Origin of the sequence: Flavobacterium beibuense (assembly GCF_004151245.1) — a bacterium.
GTDB classification, from domain to species: domain Bacteria; phylum Bacteroidota; class Bacteroidia; order Flavobacteriales; family Flavobacteriaceae; genus Flavobacterium; species Flavobacterium beibuense_A.
In genome coordinates this window covers 100,566-123,567 of the sequence record NZ_JUIW01000012.1, presented here as the reverse complement: position 1 = coordinate 123,567, position 23,002 = coordinate 100,566, and the positions used below count along the sequence as shown (strand labels likewise).

Here is a 23,002-nt window from a genome sequence, read left to right as displayed (position 1 = left end):
CACACTTCTCACTGAAGAGATAGAAAGATTTAAATTAAAATATAAAAATGCTGCCATAAGTGGTAGCATTTTTATAATATTATTAAGTTATCATTACCAACCTAACGCAAAAATTTATATATTTGACCGCTATGGAAAAATTTAGTAAAATAAATTGACCTGTAGGACCGTTAATAAATATAAAACATCAATTAAAGTTAAAGCGCATTTCTCATTAAACGATAAGGTCGACATGAATTTTAAAAAGATTTATCTATTTTTTGGACTATTACTAACTCAGCTGTCTTTTTCGCAGGAAGGGATTGCGGTTTACTCAGATTACCTGTCAGATAACTATTACCTACTATATCCATCTATGGCAGGTGCGGCTAACTGTGCTAAATTAAGACTGACTGCACGTCAGCAATGGTTTGGCCAGGATGATGCTCCACAGTTACAAACATTAAGTTTTAACGGTAAAGTAGGAGAGCAGTCTGGTATTGGTATTATTGGTTTCAATGATAAGAATGGTTACCATTCTCAAACAGGAGCTAAATTAACTTATGCTCACCACATACGTTTTTCAAGAAGTACTTATGACTTGAATCAGCTTTCATTTGGTATGAACGTTGGTCTTGTTCAGAGTCGCTTAGATGAGACTGAGTTTGAGCCTGATTTTGACCCTATTATTGATGGAGGTATGCAACAAAAAGATTCTTACTTCAATATCGATATAGGTGCTTCATATCAGTTCCTTGAGTTTTATGCTCACTTTGTTGCTAAAAACGTTATTGCAAGCAAGAGGGATATTTATACTGATATTGAGAGTGACAACCTTAGAAAATACTTAATGAGTTTAGGATATGTTTTTGGAGATGCTGACCGTTTACAATGGGAACCTTCATTAATGTTCCAGATGGTAGATGAAACAAAAGAGAAATCTTTAGATGTTAACCTTAAAGTTTATAAAAATGTAGACTTTGGTAAAGTATGGGGAGGTTTATCTTACAGAAGATATCTTGATGGTGCACAATACATAGATGGTAATGGTGCAAAAGATCAAAACCTGCAATATTTTACTCCTATTATAGGTGTTAACTACAAACAATTTATGTTTGCCTACACTTACTCTTACTTAACCGGTGATGTTAAGTTTGATAATGCAGGTTTTCATCAAATAACCTTAGGTCTTAACCTGTTTTGTGGTAGGGAGCCTTATAGTTGTAATTGTCCGGCCGTTAATAACTAGTTATAAATGCATTATTAATTCTGTCCCGATTTTTATCGGGACTTTTTTTTGGAATCTGTTATGGTAATTAAAGAAGTTAGAGGTAAGTATCCTCAAATTCCTGAGGATTGTTTTGTAGCCGAAAATGCTACGATTGTAGGAGATGTTTCTTTTGGTAAAGAATGCAGCGTATGGTTTAATGCTGTTGTTAGGGGAGATGTGCACTATATAAAGATAGGAGATAAGGTAAATATCCAGGATGGTGCCGTAATACACTGTACTTATCAAAAACATCCGACTGAAATAGGTAATAATGTATCTATCGGGCATAATGCTATTGTGCACGGCTGTAAAGTGCATGATAACGTGCTTATAGGTATGGGGGCAATCATTATGGATAATTGCGTTATAGAAAGTAATTCGATTGTTGCGGCAGGTTCTGTTGTTACTCAGAATACCGTGGTGGAATCAGGGACTATTTATGCGGGAATACCAGCTAAAAAAGTAAAAGATATCAATGCTTCTGATTTTGCCGGAGAAATAGGTAGGATATCTAATAATTATGTGATGTATTCTTCCTGGTTTAAAGAAGAAAAAGGAGAGGAGGATTAAAAGTCCTTTTCCTCAACTTCATATTGGTTTTCAAGAATATTAGTAAGTACAGCAGGATTGCTGTTTGTATAGAAAGTAGTATAACCTCTTTGAGAAGAGGTATTAAGAATGTCCTGATATATCAGGACATTTTTTGTTTGTTTTGCTACCGCTTCGCCTGAATCGATTATTTTAACGCTCTGTGGGAGTATTTTTTTTATTTGTGGTATAAGATAAGGGTAATGGCTGCAACCAAGTACCAGGTAGTCTATATTAGCTTTTATCATGGGTTCAAGATAGGTTTCCAGCAGCTCTTTCATCTCTGCAGATTCAAGAGAACCTTCTTCAATAAGCTTTACAAGCCCGTGGCCTACCTGTTCAATAATCTTAATATCTTTGTAGTTTAATACAGCTTTATGAAACAGTTCACTGTTTAAAGTGCCCTTTGTGGCAAGTATGCCTATTGTTTGTGTTTTTGTAAAACTTGCGGCGGGTTTAATAGCAGGTTCTATCCCAATGAACGGGACATCATATTTAGCCCTTAGTTCCTTAATGGCATTAGTTGTGGCAGTATTACAGGCAACAACTATCATTTTGCAGTTTTGCTCAAGTAAAAACTCAGTGTTTTTATAGCTTAATTCCACGATTTCCTCTTTTGGACGCATTCCGTAAGGGGCATTCTTACTATCAGCAAGATATATAGTGTTTTCGTTAGGAAGGAGATTATGTATCTCTTTCCATATTGACGTTCCGCCTACTCCTGAATCAAATAAGCCTATGGGGTTCGTGGTATTGTTCATAACAACAAATATAAAAAAAAACGACTCATATATGAGTCGTTTAAATATCTTGAAAATGATGGTTTTTAGAAACCTAATTCTTTTTTCACGTCTGCCATTAAATCTGGTCCGTCAGCAAGAATAACCCCACTTCCTGTAGAAGAGTCAAGAACATACTGGTATCCCTTAGCTCTAGCTACTTTTTGAATAGCATTTTTAGATTTCTCAAGAATTGGTTTGTAGATAGCTTCCTGTTTGTCCTGAAGCTCTCTTGTAGCCGTTTGTTGGTATTCCTGAATTCTTTGTTGCATATCCTGTACTTCTTTAGCACGTGCCTCGTTTACCGCATTTCCTGCAGTAGCCTCTTCATCACCATATTTTTGAATTTTTGCCTGAAACTCCTGTACCATCGTTTTGTATTGAGTATCATAGGTTTTGCTAATTTGCTCAAGTTGAGTATTAGCTGCTTTCATCTCTGGCATAGCTGTCATTAATTCACTTACATTGATGTGTGCCACTTTAGCCTGTGCTGATACAGTTTGGCTAACTCCTATGAAAAGTGCTGCAGCGATTAGTAAAGATTTTAATTGTTTCATCATTTAAGGTATTTGTATTAATTTTTGTTTTTATCCGTTGTTAATTTCCTTCGCCCTCTGTAGGGGTGGTCTCATTTTGCTCCTGAGGTTGTTCTTCCTCTGGTTGCTGCGTATTTTTGTTGCGTTGTTCTTCGCGTGCTTTTCTGGCAGCTTCCCTTTGTTCAGCAAGTTGTTTTTTGCGTTCTTCTATTTCTTTTTTGCGCTCTTCTATCTTACGTTCTCTTTCTTCCTTGGCAGCTTGTACAGCATCCTGTCTTTCAGTTTGGGCATCAGTTGTATTGCTTTCTCCGGCAGGTCTTTCTCCTGTTGTTTCCCCAGAAGTATCCTCGCCGGTTTTGTCTGTTTGCGTGCCATTTCTTTTAGCTTCCCTTTCTCTCTTTTGCTGTTCTTTTCTTTCTTCGTAAGCTCTTCTTTTTTCTTCCTGCGCCTTTCTTCTTTGTTCTATAATGCTGTCTCTCTCAGCTTTTCTGTCTTCAAGTTTCTGCTTTTTTTCAGCATAGGCAGGATCGATATCAAGCTCTTCCTGCTTTTCCATTTCTTCAAGCTGTTTCAGTTCTTTGTTACTAAGTTTTTCTCTCTTTGCAGCTCTTGTCATTCTTCCTATAACAAAATCACTGATGTCGTGTCTTTTGGCAGAGAAAAGCATTGTCATATCTGATGATTTATCAAAAATGAAGTCATAATTTCTTGCTTCTGCAAGATCCTGAACGATATTGAAAACCTGATCCTGAATTGGTTTAACCAATACGGCTTTTTGAGTAATAAAGTCTCCGTTTGGTCCAAACCTTTTCTGTTGGTACTCTATAAGGTCTTTTTCTAAAAAGCTTATCTCTTCTTCTCTTTCTTCAATCAGCTCTTTGGTTAAAAGTGCTTTTTCGGTATCAAGATTCTGTTTAAGCTTATTTATTTCATTTTTCTTTACTTCCATTTCCTGCTTCCACTTTTGAGCTTTAATCTCAAGCTGGTTTTTTGCTTCGGCATAGTCAGGTACTTTTTCAAGTATGTACTCCATGTCTATATAGGCAATTTTAAGCCCGCGTGACTGAGCTGTTGCCGTTGCAGCAGTAAATAATACCAGTAATACTAAAAAATGTTTTTTCATAACTTCTTTCATATTAGAAAATATCATGCCAATTTTTTAAAACTGTTGGCCAATGATAAAGTGTGTTTCCCATCCGTTCTTTTGTGTGGAGCCCGGAATTGGGTCAAATCCATTACCAAAATCTATTCCTAACAATCCGAAGGCCGGCATAAATACCCTTAGACCGAAACCTGCCGAACGTTTTAGAGCAAAAGGATTATATTCCTGGAAAGAGTCGTATGAATTACCTGCTTCTAAGAAGGTTAATACATAAATTGACGCCTGTGGTTTAAGTGTAATAGGATAACGCAGCTCTAATGAGAACTTGTTGTATACCGTACCACCGTTTATAGACGAAAGCGCCTGGTTAGGGTAACCCCTAAGCTGTATTACTTCACGTCCGTCAAGCGAGTAGTTAGCTAAACCGTCACCACCCACAAAGAATCTTTCAAAAGGAACAACCCCTCTGTTCGAATTATAAGCACCAAGGAAGCCGAATTCTCCTAGTGTTCGAAGCACTAATTTACCATAAATTTTTGTATACCAATCGGCTTTCATCTTAATCTTGTAATATTCCAGCCAATTGAATTTCTTCTGGTCTATCTTACTTCTGTCTGCTGCTGCAAGCGCAGGATCGTGAGTTACCTGATAAACCGGATTATCGTCTGTACCTACGTTTTTAAGGTAGTTGCCATTACCATCTCTTAATTTATATTCGTTCTGGCTTCCCAGGTTAGCATAGTCTATATTGTTGAATAAAGAGTATGGAAGCGTCATTTTAGCACTTACACTAACTATAGAACCTGAAGTAGGGAATATAGGTGATCCTCTACTGTCTCTTGTAACCTCGAGCGTGTAAGCTAAGTTACGCGAGCTACCGTTACCAAATGTAAACAGCCCTGTGTTGTAGTTATTAAGGTTGTAGTACTGGAATGTCATGGCATGAGATATAGTTATCCTGTCATAAAAACCACTAAGCCTTTTTGCTAAACCTAATGTTACTGAACTAATGGTAAAGCTTTGGCTTCTGTCCACATCCCTTGTCTGGAAGTTATACAGGTACTGGTTACTGTGCGATAGCGACGAGAATAGCTGTATAGGTTTCTTGCCACCCAACCAAGGCTCAGTAAATGATAAACTATAAGTTTGGAAATAAGTACTACCCTGTGCACGTAGCGACAGTTTTTGTCCGTCTCCCATAGGAATTGGGTTGTAGGCATCCTTGTTGAAAATATTCCTTAATGAGAAGTTGTTGAAGGATAGGCCCAGTGTCCCTATAAAGCCACCACCGCCATAACCTCCCTGAAGTTCTATCTGGCTCGATCCTCTTTCTGTAACGTTCCATTCAATATCTACTGTTCCGGTTTCGGGAGAAGGGTTCTTAATGTCAGGCCTGATTGTTTCGGCATCAAAATATCCTAATGATCCCAGCTGCCTAACCGTACTAACGACGTCTTCTTTATTCCATTTTTGCCCCGGTCTTGTTAAAAGCTCACGGTATATAACACGGTCGTTAGTCTTGTCGTTACCTACAACTGTAATTTTGTTTAGGTAAGCAATAGGTCCTTCAACGATACGGATTTCAAAATCTATAGTGTCATTTTCTGTTCTAACCTCTACTGCATTGATGTTAGAGAACAGGTATCCATTATTTTGGTATAGGTTGGTAAGGTCTTCACCATCAGGTTTAGTTTGATCGGCAATCCTTTTTTGAAGAAGGATACCATCATAAACCTCACCTTTTTTAATACCTAATACCTGTTTTAGGTATTGGTTGGTATATACGGTGTTACCAATAAACTTAATGTCTCCAAAGTAGTATTTACGACCTTCTTCTATAGCAATGTTTATTGCTACGGTGTTTTTCTTAGGGTTGTAGATTACAGTGTCAGAAGTAACACGTGCATCACGGTAACCTTTTTCTTTGTATTTATCTACAATGCTTCCTAAGTCTTCCTTGTATTTGTCTTTAATGTATTTAGAAGATTTAAAGATACGCAGCGGATTCATGAAGCTCTTCTGTTTAGTGTTCTTCATGGCACTTCTCAGCTTACCGTCCGTAAGCATCGTGTTACCTTCAAATTTGATTTTGGAGACTTTTACTTTTTTGCCACGGTCTATGTTAACTACCATTTTTACAGTATTTGCACTGTCCGGTATTACATTAATGGCAACTTTTGTATTGTAGTAACCGTCTTTTTTGTACTTATTCTCAATATAGTTTTTGGTATTGGTAATAAGGTTTTCGTTTACATATTTTCCTTTAGTAAGTTCAGTGTCCTTAATAAGAGTTTCTATTTTACTCTTTCTAAGTCCCTGCATTTTTACATCACTAAGTTTAGGAAGCTCATTTACATTAAGTTCAAGGTAAATACTGTCACCTTTAATTTCGGTGGCATAAAACTCAATATTATTAAACAGTCCAAGTTTCCATAGCTTTTTTATGGCATTACTTATTTCCTCACCGGGAACATTAATGCGCTGTCCTTTTTCAAGGCCGGTAAATTGTACTACGGTTTGTTCGTTATATGTAAGTTTTCCGGTTACGTCAACCCCTGCCAGTATATACTGGCCTGGTTCAACCCTGTCCTGCGCTGTGGCTGTACCGGATAGAATACAAAATACTACTCCTAAAAATAATTTAATGCGTTTATAAAACATCACGCTGTTATTTAACTTGTTCACTGGTTTTTCCAAATCTACGTTCTCTTTTTTGGTAACTGATAATTGCCTTGTGCAGGTCTTCTTCACTAAAGTCCGGCCATAATACATCGGTAAAATAAAATTCTGCATACGCGCACTGCCATAACAGGAAGTTGCTTATTCTTTGTTCGCCGCTGGTTCTTATAACCAGGTCTACATCCGGCATGTCATGCGTATACAGGTGCTGAGTAATTATTTCTTCATTTATATCTGTTACCGCTATCGCGTTTGTTTTTACTTTTTCACTTATCTGTTTAACAGCTGATATTATCTCTTCCCTGGAGCCGTAGCTAAGGGCAAGGGTAAGTACCATCTTGTTATTGTCTTTTGTTTTTTCTATAACCTCAAAAAGTTGGTTTCTGGCTTTTTCAGGAAGCAATTCGCTGTTGCCGATAGTGCTTAATCTGATATTGTTTTTTTGAAGTGTGGGAAGTTCCTTTTTCAAAGTGTTGATAAGGATTTTCATTAGGGTTTGAACTTCCAGTTTAGGCCTGTTCCAGTTTTCTGTAGAAAAGGTATACAGGGTAAGGTATTTTATACCAAGGTTGGTACAGTTCTCTATAGTTTGTTTTACTGATTTTGTGCCGCTTTCATGGCCAAAAGCCCTTAACATACCACGTTGCTTTGCCCAACGGCCATTCCCGTCCATTATTATGGCAAGGTGAGTAGGTAGGTTTTCAGTATTTATAGTAATTGATTTGTTCATGATGTTAATTAGGGCAGTAGCAAGGCTTTTCTCCAAAAGTATAAGTAAGGGTAAGTCCGGTAAATACATACCAGTCTTCGCTTTCTAAGTTGCCAAAGCGAAGATTCTGGAAGGTATCGTCTTCCGGATAGCTGCCGTCTAAATTATCGGTAAATGTATATCGTGCGCCCACTTCTAAGCCTATTACAAAATTTGGTAATACATTCGTTTTTATACCTACTATCATCGGTATGGCAAATGAGCTGTTGTTTCCGTTATCATAGGTTCTCCCGTTGTTGATATACTGCTCTTCATACCATGCATAGCTAAGCCCGCTATATACATAAGGGGTTAGCTGAAACTCCGGTTCATGCAGGTTAAAATCGAAAAAATTAAATTCAAGGCCTAAAGATAACTCTTTTACTGTATTATCAAACGAATAGCCTCTTTGTTTTCTTCCGCTTGAGTCAGAATCTGCATCATTAGCAGATATCTTTGCGTAAGTAAACGAAGCTCTGTAAGAATGACGGGTACTCCTGTTGTATTTATATAGTAAACCCACTGCAAGATCCTTCGGCGCTATATAGTTCGTAGGACCCACATCTCCAATGTAGTTGCTTCCTCCGGCAAAAATACCCACTTCATTAATCTGGGCTTCTGCTTTCAGTGAAAAAACAATTAAAAATAAAACAACAAAAACTCTACTCATTTTATCAAAATAGGTGCAAATATAATAATATAGATTTCTAAATCGCCTTCGTTAAGACTTTTTACAATCTATTAACCTCAATTTGGCAATCAGGTTCAGTCTACAAAACGACAGAAGGTGTAGTGTAGTATGTAATGAAGTCAAAAAAGTTATTTTTTAATTTCTTTTGTCTTCACCCCAAAGAAGTTTTTTGCGAAGCGTTTTTATGAATTTCTCTTCAGGAAATTCAACCATGTTTATTTTGAAGCTTGTTTTTCTTATTGTTAACGGTGTTTCGGTGTCTACAGTAAGTATTCTGGAGTCCAGTGAAATAAGATGTTGTGGTTCCCTGCCGCTTACTTTAAGTTCCAACTCCGTATCATCAGGAATTACAAGCGGGCGTGCATTTAAGTTATGGGGTGCTATAGGTGTTATTACTAGGCTGTTTACCTCTGGTATAAGCAGCGGGCCTCCGCAGCTTAATGAATATCCGGTAGAACCGGTAGGGGTAGATATAATAAGTCCGTCTGCCCAGTAAGCATTAAGGTAGTCGCCGTTTAGTTTTACCTCTATGGTTATCATTGAGGTGGTGTCTTTACGGCTTACGGTAATTTCGTTAAGAGCAAAATCAAGTCCATCTTCTTTTTCCATTCCTTCATAGTCAAGTGAAAGAAGTGTTCTTGGTGAAATCTTGTATTTGTTTTCAAAAATAAGCGGCAGCAGTGTCTCTATATCTTCCTGCTGTACGGTTGCTAAAAATCCCAAACGCCCGGCATTGATACCAAGTACGGGTATGTTTTTATCACGCACATAAGTAGCCGCCCTAAGCATGGTGCCGTCGCCACCTATGCTTATAAGCATGTCAAAACGCCTGTCCAGCTCTTCATGATGGGTAAAAGTTGAAAATGATTTTTGTAAAAGCCCTTTTTCTGTAATGGCTTTGTAAAAATTTGCTTCAAAAACCACTTCGGTAGTATGTCCTTCAAAAACCGAGAACATTTTCTCGATTATGTCTTCGGTGTTGTCTTTGTAATACTGACCGTAAACAGCTATCCTCATATTCTTCACGCTTATTATATGTTCAGGTATTTGTCCAGGTAATCAGAACGGTCTTTTAATGTATTAAGATAGGCGTCTTCCTGATGTTCAGAAATAATTTCATAATTATATCTCCTGAATGTCTGGATTATTTCGCTTAGCCCGCCAAGGCTTATTTTTAATGTAATCTGTACTTTTTCAAGGTTTGCTTCAGAGATGAATGATCCCAAAAGCCTGCCGTTGTTGCTTTCCACTATCTGGGCAACTTCGCTCATGGTGTAATCGGCAACACCTTTTTCCACTACAAGTATGCCTCCGTCTTCCTTAAGGAAAGGGGTTTGATGGAAAAACTGAATAATATCTGTAATTTCATAATAGCCCAAGTATTTATTCTCGCTATCCAAAACGGGCATTATGTTGGTTTCGTTTTTGGCAAATACTTCAAGTACGTCAAGCCATATTGTTGTATCCCTAACAAAAAACCTGTCAAAAGTATAGCGCATGTCGTTCATGGTCTTGTCTATCTCCATCAGGTCGATGTCTTCGCTGCCGGCACAGCCTATATATACATTGTTTTCCAGTACGGGAAAATGTGAAAATGGATATTCGGCAAAAAGATCCTGCGCATCTGCTACAGATTCGGTCGTGTTAAGGGGTTTTATTTTGTTGTTGATAAAATCAGTTATATCAATCATGTTGGGGAAGTATCAGTTACTAGTGCAAAATAATCAAAAATAAGAATATTCTACCTTAATTTTACTTTGTATTTTTGTGTAAAATTCAAATAAACAGGGACAAAATGACAAAACTTAGTGTAAATATAAACAAAATTGCAACGTTAAGGAACTCAAGAGGCGGTAATGTGCCTGATTTGCTTAAAGTTGCTGCCGATGTTCAGAAATTTGGAGCACAGGGGGTTACTATTCATCCAAGGCCTGATGAAAGACATATTCGTTATAAGGATGCAAGGGATTTGGTTCCTGTTGTTTATACAGAGTATAATATTGAGGGTAATCCTATAAAGAAATTTATGGATTTAGTGCTTGAGGTAAAACCTACACAGGTTACCCTTGTTCCTGATGCAGATGATGCCATAACATCGAATGCGGGTTGGGACACAATAAAGCATAAGTCGTTTTTACAGGAAGTAATTGCCGAGTTTAAAAGAAATGATATCCGTACTTCTATTTTTGTTGATCCTGTACTTAATATGATTGAAGGCGCTAAAGAGACCGGAACAGACAGGATTGAACTTTATACTGAAGCTTTTGCTCATGAGTACGGATTAGGGAATGAAGAGGGTATTGCACCTTATGTGGCTTCAGCAAAACTTGCAAACGAGTTGGGCTTGGGCATAAATGCCGGTCATGACCTTAGTCTTGATAATATTAAGTTTTTTAAAGATAACATTCCGGGGCTTCTGGAAGTTTCTATAGGACATGCCCTTATTTCTGAATCACTTTACCTGGGTATAGAGAATGTAGTGAATATGTATCTTCAAAAACTTAAATAATAATGAGTTTATATTCAAGAATAGAAGGAAGCGGAAAGCCATTACTTATAATTCACGGTTTTTTAGGAATGTCTGACAACTGGAAAACGCTTGGCGGGCAATACGCCGAAAGAGGGTTTGAAGTTCATGCATTAGATATGAGAAACCATGGCAGAAGCTTGCAGTCAGATGAGTTTAATTATGATGTAATGGTGCAGGATCTTTATGACTACTGTAAAGAGCATAATCTTGAAAAGGTTGATATAATCGGTCACTCAATGGGAGGGAAGATAAGTATGTTCTTTGCTATGGCACATCCTGAAATGCTTGAGAAGTTAGTGGTTGCCGATATAGGGCCTAAATACTACAGGCCACACCATCAGGACATACTTGCCGGACTTAATGCGGTAGATTTTTCTGTAAAACCAAGCAGGAGTGATGTTGAAGAAATATTACAACACTATATCCCAGACTTTGGTACACGCCAATTTCTTATGAAAAGTCTCTATTGGGTAGAATCGGGACAACTGGCTTTCAGGTTTAATTTAAAAGTCCTTACCGAGAAAATAGATAACATAGGTGCTGCATTACCGGAAGGTAGTGTTTATGATGGGCCGGTTTTATTTTTAAGGGGAGACAAGTCAGATTATATTAAAGATCAGGATTTTGAAACCATTCATAATCATTTCCCTAAAGCAATGATAAAAGATATTAAAAATTCAGGCCACTGGCTGCATGCCGAAAATCCTAAGGATTTTGTAGCAGAGACATTGGCGTTTCTTACTGCATAAATAAAAAAGGCTGCTCATCTGAGCAGCCTTTTTTATTTAATCTTTTTTAGTCATTATTTTAGGTAGAAGTGTTTTTTTGAGTCCTTCCTGTAAAAAGCGCCATAAAAAGTTAAATACCGACTTACTTTTTACTCTTTCTACACTAACATCGGCCTGTTTTAAGTCACCGTCACTATCGTTTTTAGCTAAGAGGTTTCCAACTGCCGACATAAGCTTGTTTTCCTTCTTGCCGTCTTTTTTGTAAAGTTTTACCTTTAGATTATTGTACCTTATAGCAAAAGCACCATTAGATGTTTCCCTGTTGCCGTTAAAAGTAAAGTAAATCTGTTCAAGGTCACCTTGAGTAGTGAGGTTCATAAGAGGCTTTGCTACCGGGTCTATCGTACTGCTGTTTACGTTTTGCAAATGTCCTTTTATGGTAAAGGAGTCGCTTTGGTCCGGGATATTAAACGTCCAGTGTACATTTAATGGTGACGATTTCATAAACAGGCAGCTTACATCCAGTGAGGTAGTAGGGAACTCTTCTTTATGCAATGGGCTGTATATGTTGGCTACCGTAGCATTAAAATTTGAGAAGGACACCTTTGCCGGTTCCCTGTCGTAGCTTTGCTGTTCCTGATATTCAAGATAGGAGTCTTTCAGGTTTATTTTGTCAATCTTTAAGTCAAAATTCAGTTCCCTTAACATCTGGCTATACAGTTTTTTGGTGCTAAGATCATCGGCAGGCATTTTTGGCCTGTAGATTACCGCATTTACCTTATTGAGGTTTATTTCAGGAGAATGGACAAAAAGAGTGTCGTTTACAAATCCCCAAACAGAATTCGGGACATGTATTTTTTCTACCGCTATTCGGTATTGGTCTTTTTCTTTAGGTATGGATTTAGCAAAAGCGATACGGCTAAGCTCCGGGGTCAGTTTAAAATTATTTACAATAGCAGAGGTGTCGCTTAATGTTATTTTTTCAGTCGTAATATGGTATTGGCTCCCTGCCTGATAATATATGCTGTCGCAGTTAAACAGGTATGAGGAGTATTTTACCGGTAGGTTGTCGTTAATAGTGGTGCTGTCTACTTTTATGTTTTTAAGCTTGAGTGCAATATTGTGTGCTCTTAGTTTTATTTTATCTGTAGTGTCCAGTAATGTGAATTTACCGTTTATCAGTTCAATTGTTTCGGTAAACACTGTGTTCTTAAAGGGTTTTACCAAATTGCTTTTTACTTTGTATTTCTCTTCTTCAGGGTAAAGTATAATCTCCGGTTTTTCAATTATTATATGGGCTACTTTTATTTTGTCATTTACCAGTAGTTGCCATAGGCTGAAACTCTCTACTTTTATTTTGTCTATTTTTCCATAAGCTCCGTTTTTTATTGCAATTCCTGTAGTGTCTTTAGGAGATAGGGCAGCATCCAGAACAGTTAGGTTCCCGCCCAGTAAGTCGATGTCAAGATCCCTGTAGCTGATGTTGTAAGGCATTTTTTCTTCCGATTGCAGTATGGAAGGAAGCTTTTGGGATATCCAATAGCTTATTCCGTAATTGGCTATTATCAGGAGTAGTATTAAAACACCTGTTGCGATGAGTATTTTTTTTAAGAGGGACATAAGGCTGATTTGATTTTAACGGGTAAGGTACAGCGATTTAAATGATTCTTAAACTACTTTATGTTTTTGTTAATAGTATGGTGTCCTAATCTTTAGTTAACGAAGTTCTTAATAGTTAATTCTGGTTAATTTTATGTTATTTATTTAAAATATAGATTTTTTAATAATCATATTGTCAAAAAAAATATGTATTTTTTGTAAAATAAATTATTATGAATGCATAATATTTTTATCTCAATCGTTGTATTTTTCATAAAATATCCTAAATTTGATATAAGCTATTTACAATATGAAAAACTAATACTTATTTAACCATGAGAAAACTATTATCTTTAACCCTAATGGCTTTAACAGCTACCACTGCTTTTGCAGGTGGTTACAGGGTTAGTCTTCAGGGGCAGAAACAGCTGGCTATGGGGCATACCGGTGTGGCTGTTATAAACAGTGCCGAGGTTTTGTTTTTTAACCCTTCGGGTATGGCATTCCTGGGAGACCGTTTTAATGCATCTATAGGGGGTAATGCCCTTTTTGCCAGAACAAAGTTCCAGAACAGGGAAAATAACTGGATGAATTCTACAGAGAATTTTGGTACACCGTTTAATGCGTATGTTTCTTATAGAGCTACCGACTGGCTTTCGGTAGGTTTAGCGGTTTATTCACCTTATGGTAGTGCTGTTGAGTGGGATCAGGATTGGCAGGGTTCTCACCTGGTTAATAATATAGATCTTCAGGCTATTTACATTCAGCCGTCTGTATCATTAAAAGTAAACGATTATTTTAGTGTAGGCGGTGGTCCTATATTTGTAACGGGTAGTGTTAACTTTAACAGAAACGTTAGCAGAAGCCTTACAGATGAAAACGGTAACAGAACTGATGTGACTATAGATGCAAGCGGTGTAAATGCATGGGGATGGACAGCAGGATTTACTTTAAAGCCGGTTGAAAACCTTACAATTGGCGCTAATTATCGTTCAGAAATTATAATGGAAGCTCGCGATGGTGATGCTACTTTCCACGATGTTCCTGCATTTCTTTCCACTACTTTAACTAATACTACTTTTGATGCAGATCTTCCTCTTCCTGCAGAGCTTACTGTAGGTTTTTCTTATAAGGTAAATGATAAGCTTCTTTTTGCTTTTGATTATAACAGGGCTTTCTGGGATGTATATAAATCTCTGGTGGTTGATTTCCATAACAGTGCACCTACATCAGTTAACCCAAGAAATTATCAGGATTCAAACACTTACAGGGTAGGTGCGCAGTATATTGCTAACGATAAGTTCTCTTTCCGTGCAGGCTGGTACTTTGACGAGAGTCCGGTTCAGGATGGTTACTTTGCTCCTGAAACACCAAGAAATGATTCTATGGGATATACAGGTGGTTTAACATATAAGATAAACCCTAAACTGGGTGTAGACTTCTCATTCCTGTTCCTACACTTTGATGAGGTTGATAATTCATATGATTATTACCAGGAAGACGGACAGTATACTTCATTTGGAGGTACTTATAAAAGCGTTGTGTTTTCTCCGGGTATAGGTTTAAGTTATAGTTTCTAATAAAAATTGACATGAAAAATAAATTTATATACTTATCATTGCTTGCTGCGGGCCTTATTGCCTGTGAACCTGAATTCGATAATGAGGTAAGCAATAGTAGTTACAGTGCCGGAGATGCAGATTTTACATCTTATGTGGCAATAGGTAACTCTTTAACTGCAGGTTATATGGATGGTACTGTTTCAAGAGTGAGCCAGTCTTATTCTTTTCCTAACCTGTTATCGCAGCAGTTTGCTGTAGTGGGTGGAGGTGCTTTTACACAACCATCTTATGAGGATGATATTAACAATGCGGGAGGTCTTTTACTTGGTGGTAATCAAATAGCTGCAACAAGGCTTATTATTGATGCTACTGCCGGTGGCCCTGAGCCTCTTGCTGCTGCCTGTACTATTGAGGTGAGCAGCCTTCAGGCTACAGCCTATAATAATATGGGTGTGCCGGGAGCAAAATCATTTCACTTATTGGCACCGGGATACGGTAATCTTGCAGGTGTTGCGTTAGGACAGGCAAATCCTTATTTTGTACGTCATGCAACTTCGCCATCTACTACAGTAATGGCTGATGCAATGTCTAAAAATCCAACTTTCTTTACTAACTGGATAGGTAGTAACGATGTACTTGCCTTTGCAACTTCAGGAGGTGTTGGTGTAGATCAGACCGGTAACTTTGATCCGTCAACTTATGGTTCAAACGATATTACAGATCCTAACGTATTTGCCAGTGTGTATTCGGGAATTACAGATATGCTTACAATTGGTGGTGCAAAAGGTGTCGTAGCCACAGTTCCTAATGTAACGTCAATTCCGTTTTTTACTACGGTGCCTTACAATCCTTTAACTACAAGTGTTTTAGGTGGGGGTAACAGTCAGGCTGGTGCTGCAGCTATGAGCGAACTTAATGGTACTATATATGCGTTTTTAGATCAGGTGTTTACAGCTCTTGGTCAACCGAACAGGATTAATCCTTTATCTGTTTTAGATACAAATCCGCTTTTAATTAAGGACGAAGCAGCAACTAATTTCAGTGCTCAGATTACTGCGGCAGCCGGAACTATTCCTCAATTTGCTCCTTATGCAGCCTTCTTAGGGCAAACTTTTGGACAGGCAAGACAGGCAACAGCAAACGATCTTATATTGCTTACAACAAGAAGTGTTATAGGTACTGCTCCCGCAGGTATACCGGCTCCTTTTGATAAATTTGGAGTTACTTACCCATTACAGGATAATCATGTGCTTACTGAAGCTGAAATACAAATGGTTAATACTGCTACTTTAAGTTATAACCAGACTATCAAAGCTATTGCAGCTTCTAAAGGTCTTGCTGTGGCAGATATGAATGCAATTCTTAACCAGCTTGTAAGTGGTTTAAGAATAGAAGATGGTCAGATTTATACAGCAGATTATTTTAGTACATCTGCTTTAAATACCACTGTTTTCTCTCTTGATGGGGTGCATCCTAATGCAAGAGGTTATGCACTTGTTGCAAATGAGATAATTAAGGTTATTAACCAACATTATAATGCTAACATTCCTCGTCTAGTTCCTGGTTATTATCCCGGGGCTACTGTATTGCCAACAAACTAGTTAGGTTAGCGATAACATTTTCTTAAAAGCACCGCATTTTAGCGGTGCTTTTTTTATATTTATGTCAGCAATAAACTTTTTTAACATGAGAACACTTATAAACATTTTCTTTACCACTGTTTTTGTTTTGTTGTTGTCACACCTGCTTCCGGGTGTTAGGGTAGACGGTTGGGGATCGGCATTACTGGTGGCTTTGGTGTTAGGGTTGCTTAATATTTTTGTAAAACCGCTTTTGGTTTTATTTACGCTTCCCGCAACAATCTTTACTTTAGGGTTGTTTTTGCTGGTTATAAATGCTGTTATCATTTTACTTTGTGTAGAACTGGTTCCCGGTTTTTATGTAGATGGCTTTTGGCACGCCCTGCTTTTTAGTCTTATATTATCATTTTGCCAGTCGCTGGTATCCAGGCTTTCAGAAAAAGAGGCTTCCTGAAAATAAGCAGCAGTATTCTTTTTAAGGGTGTTGAAATACAATATTTTAAAAACTTGTATGGGTTGTAAAAAAAGTATATTTTTGCAACCCATAATTTTATGGTTTTTAAAATAATTTAGATAATGAATATTACAAGAGAGCAGGTAGATGCATTAAATGCTGTTGTAACAGTAGCTATTACAAAAGAGGACTACAAACCAAAGGTAGATAAAGTTCTACAGGATTACAGGAAAAATGCAAGCATTCCCGGATTCAGGAAAGGTGCTGTTCCAATGAGCCTGATACAAAAACAATATGGTAAAGCCATTCTTGTAGATGAGGTAAACAAATTACTTCAGTCTTCACTTAACGATTACCTTGTTGAGGAGAAACTGGATATATTAGGTAATCCGCTTCCTAAATTGACTGAAGATTTCAACTGGGATGCTGATGATTATGCTTTTGAATTTGAACTTGGTCTTGCTCCTGAATTCAAAATAGACCTTGCTGCAAAAAACAAACTTGTAAAATATATAATCAAGGCAGACGATGTTATGCTTGAAGAGCAGCTTGAGCGTATTCAAAAACAATACGGTAAGCTTGTTTCTAAAGAAAAATCTGAAGAAGGTGATGATATCCGCGGTACGTTTACAAACGAGGAAAAAGGTATCAACAATACAGTAACTATTACTCCTTCTATCTTCAAAACTAAAACTGTCGGAAAGAAATTTATCGGTAAAAAAGTTGGTGATGTTGTAACGGTTTCTACTAAAAACCTTTTTGATGACGATCACAAACTTATGGATTACCTTAAAGTAAGTCATGATGATGTACACGGTCTTGAAGTTGATGTAGATTTTACGATTGAAGAAATTAATACTTCTGAAAAAGCTGAGCTTAACCAGGAGCTTTTTGATAAACTGTTTGGTGAAGGTGTTGTAACTTCTGTAGAGCAGCTAAAAGAGAAAATTAAGGAAGATGCAGAGCAGCAATTTGCTACTCAGGCAGACCAGAAATTCCTTAACGATGTAACTGAGTTCTTAATCGAGAACACTAAGTTCGATCTTCCGGCTGAGTTCCTTAAAAAATGGATACAGACTGTAGGTGAGAACCCGCTAACTGCAGAGCAGGCTGAAGAAGAGTATGCTAAATCTGAAAAAGGTTTACGTTACCAGTTGATTGAAGGTAAAGTTATTACTGAGAACAACCTACAGATAACTTTTGACGATCTTAAGGCTTATACTTCAGATGTTATTAAAAAACAAATGGCACAATTCGGTCAGATGAACCCAACTGATGCTGATGTTGATAATATTGTTTCAAGAGTTCTTTCTAACAAAGACGAAGTTAAGAGATTATCTGAGCAGGTAATGAGCGAAAAAATGCTTAACCTTTTCAAAGAAAATGTTAAAGCAAAAGAGAAAGAAGTTACTTATCAGGACTTTATTAAGGAAATGTACGGAGAGTAATTTCTCGTAAAAAATAAGTATATTTGAGCGTCAGGATTTATATCCTGACGCTTTTTTATTGTCGAATATTTTAAATCCAAAAATGACTATGAATTTCGGTAAAGAGTTTAAAAAATATGCCACAAAACATCATGGCATAAACAATCTATATTATGATAAATTAGTTAACCGTGTAACCCCAATGGGCATGACTCCGTATATTATGGAAGAGCGCCAGATGAATGTTGCCCAGCTTGACGTATTTTCACGTTTGATGATGGACAGGATCATCTTTTTAGGTACCGGTATAGACGACCAGATTGCAAATATTGTACAGGCTCAGTTGTTGTTCCTTGAAAGTACAGATGCTTCTAAGGATATTCAAATCTATATTAATTCTCCGGGAGGTAGCGTATATGCAGGTTTAGGTATGTATGATACCATGCAGTACATCAGGCCTGATGTAGCTACTATCTGTACAGGTATGGCAGCTTCTATGGGAGCAGTGTTACTTTGCGCAGGTGCAGACGGTAAGCGTTCGGCACTTCCGCATTCAAGAATTATGATTCACCAGCCATCGGGAGGAGCACAGGGTGTCGCTACCGATATGGAGATCAATCTTCGTGAAATGTTAAAACTAAAAGAGGAGTTATATCATATAATAGCTAAGCACTCTAAACAGGATTATGACAAAGTTTACAAAGACAGTGAGCGTGATTACTGGATGAAAGCTACAGAGGCTAAAGAGTATGGTATGATAGACGAAGTACTTGTTAGGGAGTAAAACAGAATAAAAATCGTATCTTTGCGTTTTATTTGGCCGGGGCAATGTCTCTGGCTATTAAAACATTATAAAATTATATGGCTAAAGAAGTATTAGAATGTTCTTTTTGCGGCAGAAAAAAGCCTGAGACCAATTTACTTATTGCAGGGATCAATGCACATATTTGCGATCGCTGTATTGAGCAGGCTCATGGTATAGTGCTTGAAGAGCTAAGACAAAGCGGTTCTGCATCGCTTTCTGCTGAGCTTGAGCTTAAAAGACCAAAGGAAATAAGGGCATTTCTTGATCAGTATGTAATAGGGCAGGACCAAACTAAAAAAGTGCTGTCTGTAGCGGTATACAACCACTATAAAAGGCTAATGCAAAAGCAGGACGATGAGGGTGTTGAAATCGAGAAAAGTAACATTCTTATGGTAGGGCAAACCGGTACAGGTAAGACCCTTGTGGCTAAAACCATTGCCAGAATGCTTAATGTGCCCTTAACTATTGTAGACGCTACCGTGCTTACAGAAGCAGGTTATGTGGGGGAAGATGTGGAAAGTATACTTACCCGTTTACTTCAGGCTGCCGACTATGACGTTAAAAAAGCAGAAAAAGGAATCGTATTTATTGACGAGATAGATAAAATTGCCCGTAAGAGCGATAATCCGTCCATTACACGTGATGTTTCGGGAGAAGGGGTACAACAGGCATTATTAAAGTTGCTTGAGGGCACTGTGGTTAACGTTCCGCCTAAAGGTGGAAGAAAACACCCTGACCAGAAGTTTATCGAGGTGAATACACAGGATATCCTATTTATTGCCGGAGGTGCTTTTGATGGTATAGACCGTGTAATATCTAAAAGGCTTAACAGGCAGGCTGTAGGTTACAGCACTTCCCGTAATGCCGATAATATTGACAATGATAACCTGTTACAGTACATTATTCCTAAAGATGTAAAGGACTTTGGTCTTATACCTGAAATAATAGGAAGGCTGCCGGTTTTAACGCATATGGATCCTCTGGATAGGGAGACGCTTAGAGCTATCCTTACAGAGCCTAAAAATGCGCTTATCAAGCAGTACAGAAAGCTGTTCGCTATGGATGAGGTTGAATTATCGGTAAGTGATGACGCATTAGACTACATTGTAGACAAAGCTTTAGAGTACAAGTTGGGTGCAAGGGGACTACGTTCGCTATGCGAGGCCATCCTTAACGAGGCGATGTATGAAATCCCGGGATCTGATGAAAAAGAACTGCATATTGATAAAGAGTATGTAGAACATCATCTTAATAAGACTTTATTAAAAAGACTTAAGGCAGCATCATAATTGTTGCCTGATATAAATAAAAAAGGCTGCCGAATGGCAGCCTTTTTTATTATGCATCTTTTTTGATGTTAACCTGTTCTGTAGATTTTGTTGCCTCACACCATCTTTTGCCGCACCCCAGTCGTTTTGGTCCGCATGATGTTAAAAGCAATAAAGCAGTTCCTAATAGTGGTAAGTAAATCCTTTTCATAGCTTTTCAATTTTTACAAATATAAAAACTTGATATAAAAGGCTAATAATTTAACTGTTAATGTTTAAGCGGTTATGTCGGCAGGCTGCATGGCCTTAAGTTGTTCCATGTAATGTCTTTCGTTAGAAAGCCTCGGGATTTTATGTTGACCTCCCAGTTTATCCTGGGCCTTAAGCCAGTCGTAAAATAATTTTGGCCTTGCCACATTTATTACCAGCGGATTTAAGGTCATGTTGTTGTAACGCTTAGCTTCATAATCAGAGTTAAGTTCCTGTAATGATTTATCAAGAACTTCAGTAAAATGCTCTATGTTTTCCGGATGTTTGTCAAATTCAATAATCCATTCGTGTGCACCTTTTTCTTTGCCATCCATAAAAATAGGAGCTACGGTATAATCGCAAACATCGGCTCCTGTAAGTTTGCAGGCTTTGGCTATCGCCCTGTCGGTATTTTCTACCATCAGCTCTTCCCCAAATACATTAATATGATGTTTGGTGCGTCCGGTTATTTTTATTCTGTACGGGTTTAATGATGTAAAGCGAATAGTATCGCCAATAAGATAACGCCATAATCCCGAATTGGTAGTAATAAGTACTGCATAGTTTTTATTAAGCTCAACATCTGCCAGTCGTACTGCTTTCTGGTTAGGTGAGCCAAAACTGTCCATAGGTATAAATTCGTAGAAAATACCATAGTCAAGCATTAGTAATAGCTCATCACTCTCATTGGTGTCCTGTATGGCAAAAAAACCTTCAGAGGCATTGTATATTTCATAATACCTAAACTCACTTTTAGGCAGTATTTTTTTGTATTGTTCGCGGTAAGGTTCAAAGCTAACGCCTCCGTGAAAATAAACTTCCACATTTGGCCATATCTCATGAAGGTTTCCTTTTCCGGTTTCCTCCAATATCCTGTTCATAAGGACAAGCATCCATGAAGGGACACCTGCAAAACTGGTAACATTTTCGTTTACAGTTTCCTTTACAATGGCAGAAAGCTTGCTTTCCCATTCACTCATTAGCGATACCCTGTTACTTGGTGTGCTGCTGAATTCTGCCCACATAGGCATGTTTTCTATAAGTATGGCAGAAAGGTCACCAAAAAAAGTATTGTTGTCCTCATAAAGCTGCTTGCTGCCTCCAAGCCTCAGGCTTTTTCCGGTAAATAGTTGGGCATCTTCATTGTTGTTAAGATACAGGCAAAGTAAGTCTTTAGCAGCCTTGTAATGGCAGTCTTCCAATGCTTCGGCGCTAACGGGTATAAACTTACTTTTGGCATTGGTGGTACCGCTGGATTTTGCAAACCATTTAATTTGGGAAGACCAGATAACGTTTTGCTCGCCACGGCGGGTCTGCTCAATAAGCGGCTCCAGATCTTCGTATGTGGAAATAGGTATCCTCTCGGCAAAAGTAGCATAGCTTCTTACTGACGAAAAATCATATTTTTTACCAAAAGAGGTGTTCTCGGCACTTCTTAAAAGGCTGTGAAGCAGTTCCTCCTGAACCTCGTTAGGGTACTTAAGGAACAATTCTATCTGATGGATTCTCTTCTTCAAAATCCATGAAGCAACCGAATTGATAATCGCCAAAGCCATATTTTATAGTATCTTTATGCCATAAAAATACTAAATTTTCCATGCAATACGAAGGAGTACTAACAAAAATGCAAACCGAACAGGGCACCCCGATACAGTATTATCTGGTGTTTGAGAATAGTTTTTTGAATATGAATCAGTTGTTGGGCAGAGATCTTGAGATTAATTTTCAGGGTTTTAAGTGTCTTAACTGTGGTAAAAAGAAAAAAATATACAGAACGGGTTTTTGTTACGACTGCTTTTACAGCATACCTGATGCCGGTGACTGGATTATGCGACCTGAATTGAGTACGGCGCATTTGGGTATTGCCGACAGGGATTTGGAATATGAAAAGAAAGTGCAGCTCCAGCCGCATATTGTATATCTGGCTTCAGCAAGTGATATGAAGGTAGGGGTTACTCGTAAAACTCAGGTGCCTACACGATGGATAGACCAGGGAGCATCGCAGGCTATTCCTCTAATTGAGGTGCCTAACCGTTATCTGGCAGGTATTACAGAGGTTGCCCTAAAAGACCATTTTTCTGACAAGATAAACTGGAAGAAAATGCTGCTTAATGATATTATGGAGATTGATCTTATTGGCAGAAGAAACGAGATGCATGCATTACTGCCGGATGAGGTAAAAGAGTATTTTGAGACTACTCCTGAAAAACTTTATACTTTAGAGTATCCGGTATTGGAATATCCTAAAAAGATAAACAGTCTTAACCTTACCAAAACGCCTGCTTACAGCGGTAAGCTTACAGGTATAAAGGGGCAATACCTTATGTTTGAAGACGGTACCGTATTTAACGTAAGGTCTTATGAAGGTTTTGAGGTTATTATAAGTGTATAATATAGTTATTATATAAAAAAAGCCCCTGCTTAGCAG

Annotated in this window: 22 protein-coding genes; 11 read left to right on the top strand and 11 right to left on the bottom strand. The window is 37.9% G+C overall.

The annotated features are described in order from the left end of the window. Nucleotides 1-232: 232 nt before the first annotated feature. Nucleotides 233-1,228, top strand: coding sequence for a type IX secretion system membrane protein PorP/SprF (locus tag NU09_RS16200; RefSeq protein WP_129752354.1), 996 nt, complete (start codon nt 233-235; stop codon nt 1,226-1,228). A gap of 60 nt (nt 1,229-1,288) precedes the next feature. Beyond that, entirely contained in the window at nt 1,289-1,819 is a 531-nt protein-coding gene (locus NU09_RS16195) for a gamma carbonic anhydrase family protein (RefSeq protein WP_129752353.1), read from the top strand. On the opposite strand, the gene murI is transcribed toward NU09_RS16195, so the two are convergent. From murI to NU09_RS16155, 8 genes are all read right to left on the bottom strand, one after another. Beyond that, on the bottom strand, nt 1,816-2,598 hold the full coding sequence (gene murI / locus NU09_RS16190; RefSeq protein ID WP_129752352.1) for a glutamate racemase: 783 nt from the start codon (nt 2,596-2,598) through the stop codon (nt 1,816-1,818). The two genes, NU09_RS16195 and murI, sit on opposite strands and share 4 nt — an antisense overlap. 65 nt (nt 2,599-2,663) lie before the next feature. Then, nucleotides 2,664-3,173 (bottom strand): OmpH family outer membrane protein, encoded by a 510-nt coding sequence (locus NU09_RS16185; protein WP_129752357.1) that lies wholly within the window; start codon nt 3,171-3,173, stop codon nt 2,664-2,666. Between the two features lie 40 nt (nt 3,174-3,213). Next, nucleotides 3,214-4,275: an OmpH family outer membrane protein gene (locus NU09_RS16180; RefSeq protein ID WP_129752351.1), complete on the bottom strand. Its 1,062-nt coding sequence runs from the start codon at nt 4,273-4,275 to the stop codon at nt 3,214-3,216. A gap of 36 nt (nt 4,276-4,311) precedes the next feature. Then, nucleotides 4,312-6,915: an outer membrane protein assembly factor BamA gene (gene bamA, locus NU09_RS16175; protein ID WP_129752350.1), complete on the bottom strand. Its 2,604-nt coding sequence runs from the start codon at nt 6,913-6,915 to the stop codon at nt 4,312-4,314. Nucleotides 6,916-6,922: 7 nt separating this feature from the next. Further along, entirely contained in the window at nt 6,923-7,663 is a 741-nt protein-coding gene (locus NU09_RS16170; protein ID WP_129752349.1) for an isoprenyl transferase, read from the bottom strand. A 4-nt stretch (nt 7,664-7,667) separates the two neighbouring features. Then, nucleotides 7,668-8,351: a DUF6089 family protein gene (locus NU09_RS16165; RefSeq protein ID WP_129752348.1), complete on the bottom strand. Its 684-nt coding sequence runs from the start codon at nt 8,349-8,351 to the stop codon at nt 7,668-7,670. A gap of 156 nt (nt 8,352-8,507) precedes the next feature. Further along, nucleotides 8,508-9,389 (bottom strand): NAD kinase, encoded by an 882-nt coding sequence (locus NU09_RS16160; RefSeq protein WP_129752347.1) that lies wholly within the window; start codon nt 9,387-9,389, stop codon nt 8,508-8,510. A 14-nt stretch (nt 9,390-9,403) separates the two neighbouring features. Then, on the bottom strand, nt 9,404-10,063 hold the full coding sequence (locus tag NU09_RS16155; RefSeq protein WP_129752346.1) for a CBS domain-containing protein: 660 nt from the start codon (nt 10,061-10,063) through the stop codon (nt 9,404-9,406). A gap of 104 nt (nt 10,064-10,167) precedes the next feature. On the opposite strand from NU09_RS16155, the gene NU09_RS16150 reads away from it, so the two are divergent. After that, a complete protein-coding gene (locus NU09_RS16150) occupies nt 10,168-10,881 on the top strand; it encodes a pyridoxine 5'-phosphate synthase (protein WP_129752345.1) in 714 nt (237 codons plus the stop codon). A gap of 2 nt (nt 10,882-10,883) precedes the next feature. After that, on the top strand, nt 10,884-11,651 hold the full coding sequence (locus NU09_RS16145; RefSeq protein WP_129752344.1) for an alpha/beta fold hydrolase: 768 nt from the start codon (nt 10,884-10,886) through the stop codon (nt 11,649-11,651). Nucleotides 11,652-11,687: 36 nt separating this feature from the next. Here NU09_RS16145 and NU09_RS16140 read toward each other — a convergent pair whose 3' ends face one another. Continuing rightward, nucleotides 11,688-13,250 carry a hypothetical protein gene (locus NU09_RS16140; RefSeq protein WP_129752343.1) on the bottom strand — a complete coding sequence of 521 codons (1,563 nt, stop codon included), beginning with the start codon at nt 13,248-13,250 and terminating at the stop codon, nt 11,688-11,690. A 314-nt stretch (nt 13,251-13,564) separates the two neighbouring features. On the opposite strand from NU09_RS16140, the gene NU09_RS16135 reads away from it, so the two are divergent. The 6 genes from NU09_RS16135 (at nt 13,565) to clpX (ending at nt 20,346) form a co-directional block, all read left to right on the top strand. Next, complete coding sequence (locus tag NU09_RS16135; protein ID WP_129752342.1) at nt 13,565-14,809, top strand: OmpP1/FadL family transporter; 1,245 nt, start codon at nt 13,565-13,567, stop codon at nt 14,807-14,809. A gap of 11 nt (nt 14,810-14,820) precedes the next feature. After that, nucleotides 14,821-16,392: a G-D-S-L family lipolytic protein gene (locus NU09_RS16130; protein WP_129752341.1), complete on the top strand. Its 1,572-nt coding sequence runs from the start codon at nt 14,821-14,823 to the stop codon at nt 16,390-16,392. An 85-nt stretch (nt 16,393-16,477) separates the two neighbouring features. Next, nucleotides 16,478-16,825, top strand: coding sequence for a phage holin family protein (locus tag NU09_RS16125; protein ID WP_129752340.1), 348 nt, complete (start codon nt 16,478-16,480; stop codon nt 16,823-16,825). A 122-nt stretch (nt 16,826-16,947) separates the two neighbouring features. Further along, on the top strand, nt 16,948-18,273 hold the full coding sequence (gene tig, locus NU09_RS16120; protein ID WP_129752339.1) for a trigger factor: 1,326 nt from the start codon (nt 16,948-16,950) through the stop codon (nt 18,271-18,273). A gap of 88 nt (nt 18,274-18,361) precedes the next feature. Beyond that, complete coding sequence (clpP, locus tag NU09_RS16115) at nt 18,362-19,036, top strand: ATP-dependent Clp endopeptidase proteolytic subunit ClpP (RefSeq protein WP_129752338.1); 675 nt, start codon at nt 18,362-18,364, stop codon at nt 19,034-19,036. Between the two features lie 77 nt (nt 19,037-19,113). Then, a complete protein-coding gene (gene clpX, locus NU09_RS16110; protein ID WP_129752337.1) occupies nt 19,114-20,346 on the top strand; it encodes an ATP-dependent Clp protease ATP-binding subunit ClpX in 1,233 nt (410 codons plus the stop codon). Between the two features lie 49 nt (nt 20,347-20,395). On the opposite strand, the gene NU09_RS17120 is transcribed toward clpX, so the two are convergent. Together NU09_RS17120 and NU09_RS16105 are read right to left on the bottom strand one after the other, a co-directional pair. Then, the gene (locus tag NU09_RS17120; protein ID WP_165357709.1) at nt 20,396-20,536 is read right to left on the bottom strand and encodes a hypothetical protein; all 141 of its coding nucleotides are present in this window, start codon (nt 20,534-20,536) and stop codon (nt 20,396-20,398) included. 64 nt (nt 20,537-20,600) lie between these two features. Then, nucleotides 20,601-22,130, bottom strand: a complete 1,530-nt coding sequence (locus tag NU09_RS16105) for a GH3 auxin-responsive promoter family protein (protein WP_129752336.1) — start codon at nt 22,128-22,130, stop codon at nt 20,601-20,603. Nucleotides 22,131-22,171: 41 nt separating this feature from the next. On the opposite strand from NU09_RS16105, the gene NU09_RS16100 reads away from it, so the two are divergent. Continuing rightward, nucleotides 22,172-22,966 carry a DUF2797 domain-containing protein gene (locus NU09_RS16100; protein ID WP_129752335.1) on the top strand — a complete coding sequence of 265 codons (795 nt, stop codon included), beginning with the start codon at nt 22,172-22,174 and terminating at the stop codon, nt 22,964-22,966. Nucleotides 22,967-23,002 lie beyond the last annotated feature (36 nt).

Bases quoted from the DNA above. Each gene is read 5' to 3' on its own strand.
- NU09_RS16200 (WP_129752354.1), top strand. From the start codon at position 233: ATGAATTTTAAAAAGATTTATCTATTTTTTGGACTATTACTAACTCAG.
- NU09_RS16195 (WP_129752353.1), top strand. From the start codon at position 1,289: ATGGTAATTAAAGAAGTTAGAGGTAAGTATCCTCAAATTCCTGAGGAT.
- murI (WP_129752352.1), bottom strand. From the start codon at position 2,598: ATGAACAATACCACGAACCCCATAGGCTTATTTGATTCAGGAGTAGGC.
- NU09_RS16185 (WP_129752357.1), bottom strand. From the start codon at position 3,173: ATGAAACAATTAAAATCTTTACTAATCGCTGCAGCACTTTTCATAGGA.
- NU09_RS16180 (WP_129752351.1), bottom strand. From the start codon at position 4,275: ATGAAAAAACATTTTTTAGTATTACTGGTATTATTTACTGCTGCAACG.
- bamA (WP_129752350.1), bottom strand. From the start codon at position 6,915: ATGTTTTATAAACGCATTAAATTATTTTTAGGAGTAGTATTTTGTATT.
- NU09_RS16170 (WP_129752349.1), bottom strand. From the start codon at position 7,663: ATGAACAAATCAATTACTATAAATACTGAAAACCTACCTACTCACCTT.
- NU09_RS16165 (WP_129752348.1), bottom strand. From the start codon at position 8,351: ATGAGTAGAGTTTTTGTTGTTTTATTTTTAATTGTTTTTTCACTGAAA.
- NU09_RS16160 (WP_129752347.1), bottom strand. From the start codon at position 9,389: ATGAGGATAGCTGTTTACGGTCAGTATTACAAAGACAACACCGAAGAC.
- NU09_RS16155 (WP_129752346.1), bottom strand. From the start codon at position 10,063: ATGATTGATATAACTGATTTTATCAACAACAAAATAAAACCCCTTAAC.
- NU09_RS16150 (WP_129752345.1), top strand. From the start codon at position 10,168: ATGACAAAACTTAGTGTAAATATAAACAAAATTGCAACGTTAAGGAAC.
- NU09_RS16145 (WP_129752344.1), top strand. From the start codon at position 10,884: ATGAGTTTATATTCAAGAATAGAAGGAAGCGGAAAGCCATTACTTATA.
- NU09_RS16140 (WP_129752343.1), bottom strand. From the start codon at position 13,250: ATGTCCCTCTTAAAAAAAATACTCATCGCAACAGGTGTTTTAATACTA.
- NU09_RS16135 (WP_129752342.1), top strand. From the start codon at position 13,565: ATGAGAAAACTATTATCTTTAACCCTAATGGCTTTAACAGCTACCACT.
- NU09_RS16130 (WP_129752341.1), top strand. From the start codon at position 14,821: ATGAAAAATAAATTTATATACTTATCATTGCTTGCTGCGGGCCTTATT.
- NU09_RS16125 (WP_129752340.1), top strand. From the start codon at position 16,478: ATGAGAACACTTATAAACATTTTCTTTACCACTGTTTTTGTTTTGTTG.
- tig (WP_129752339.1), top strand. From the start codon at position 16,948: ATGAATATTACAAGAGAGCAGGTAGATGCATTAAATGCTGTTGTAACA.
- clpP (WP_129752338.1), top strand. From the start codon at position 18,362: ATGAATTTCGGTAAAGAGTTTAAAAAATATGCCACAAAACATCATGGC.
- clpX (WP_129752337.1), top strand. From the start codon at position 19,114: ATGGCTAAAGAAGTATTAGAATGTTCTTTTTGCGGCAGAAAAAAGCCT.
- NU09_RS17120 (WP_165357709.1), bottom strand. From the start codon at position 20,536: ATGAAAAGGATTTACTTACCACTATTAGGAACTGCTTTATTGCTTTTA.
- NU09_RS16105 (WP_129752336.1), bottom strand. From the start codon at position 22,130: ATGGCTTTGGCGATTATCAATTCGGTTGCTTCATGGATTTTGAAGAAG.
- NU09_RS16100 (WP_129752335.1), top strand. From the start codon at position 22,172: ATGCAATACGAAGGAGTACTAACAAAAATGCAAACCGAACAGGGCACC.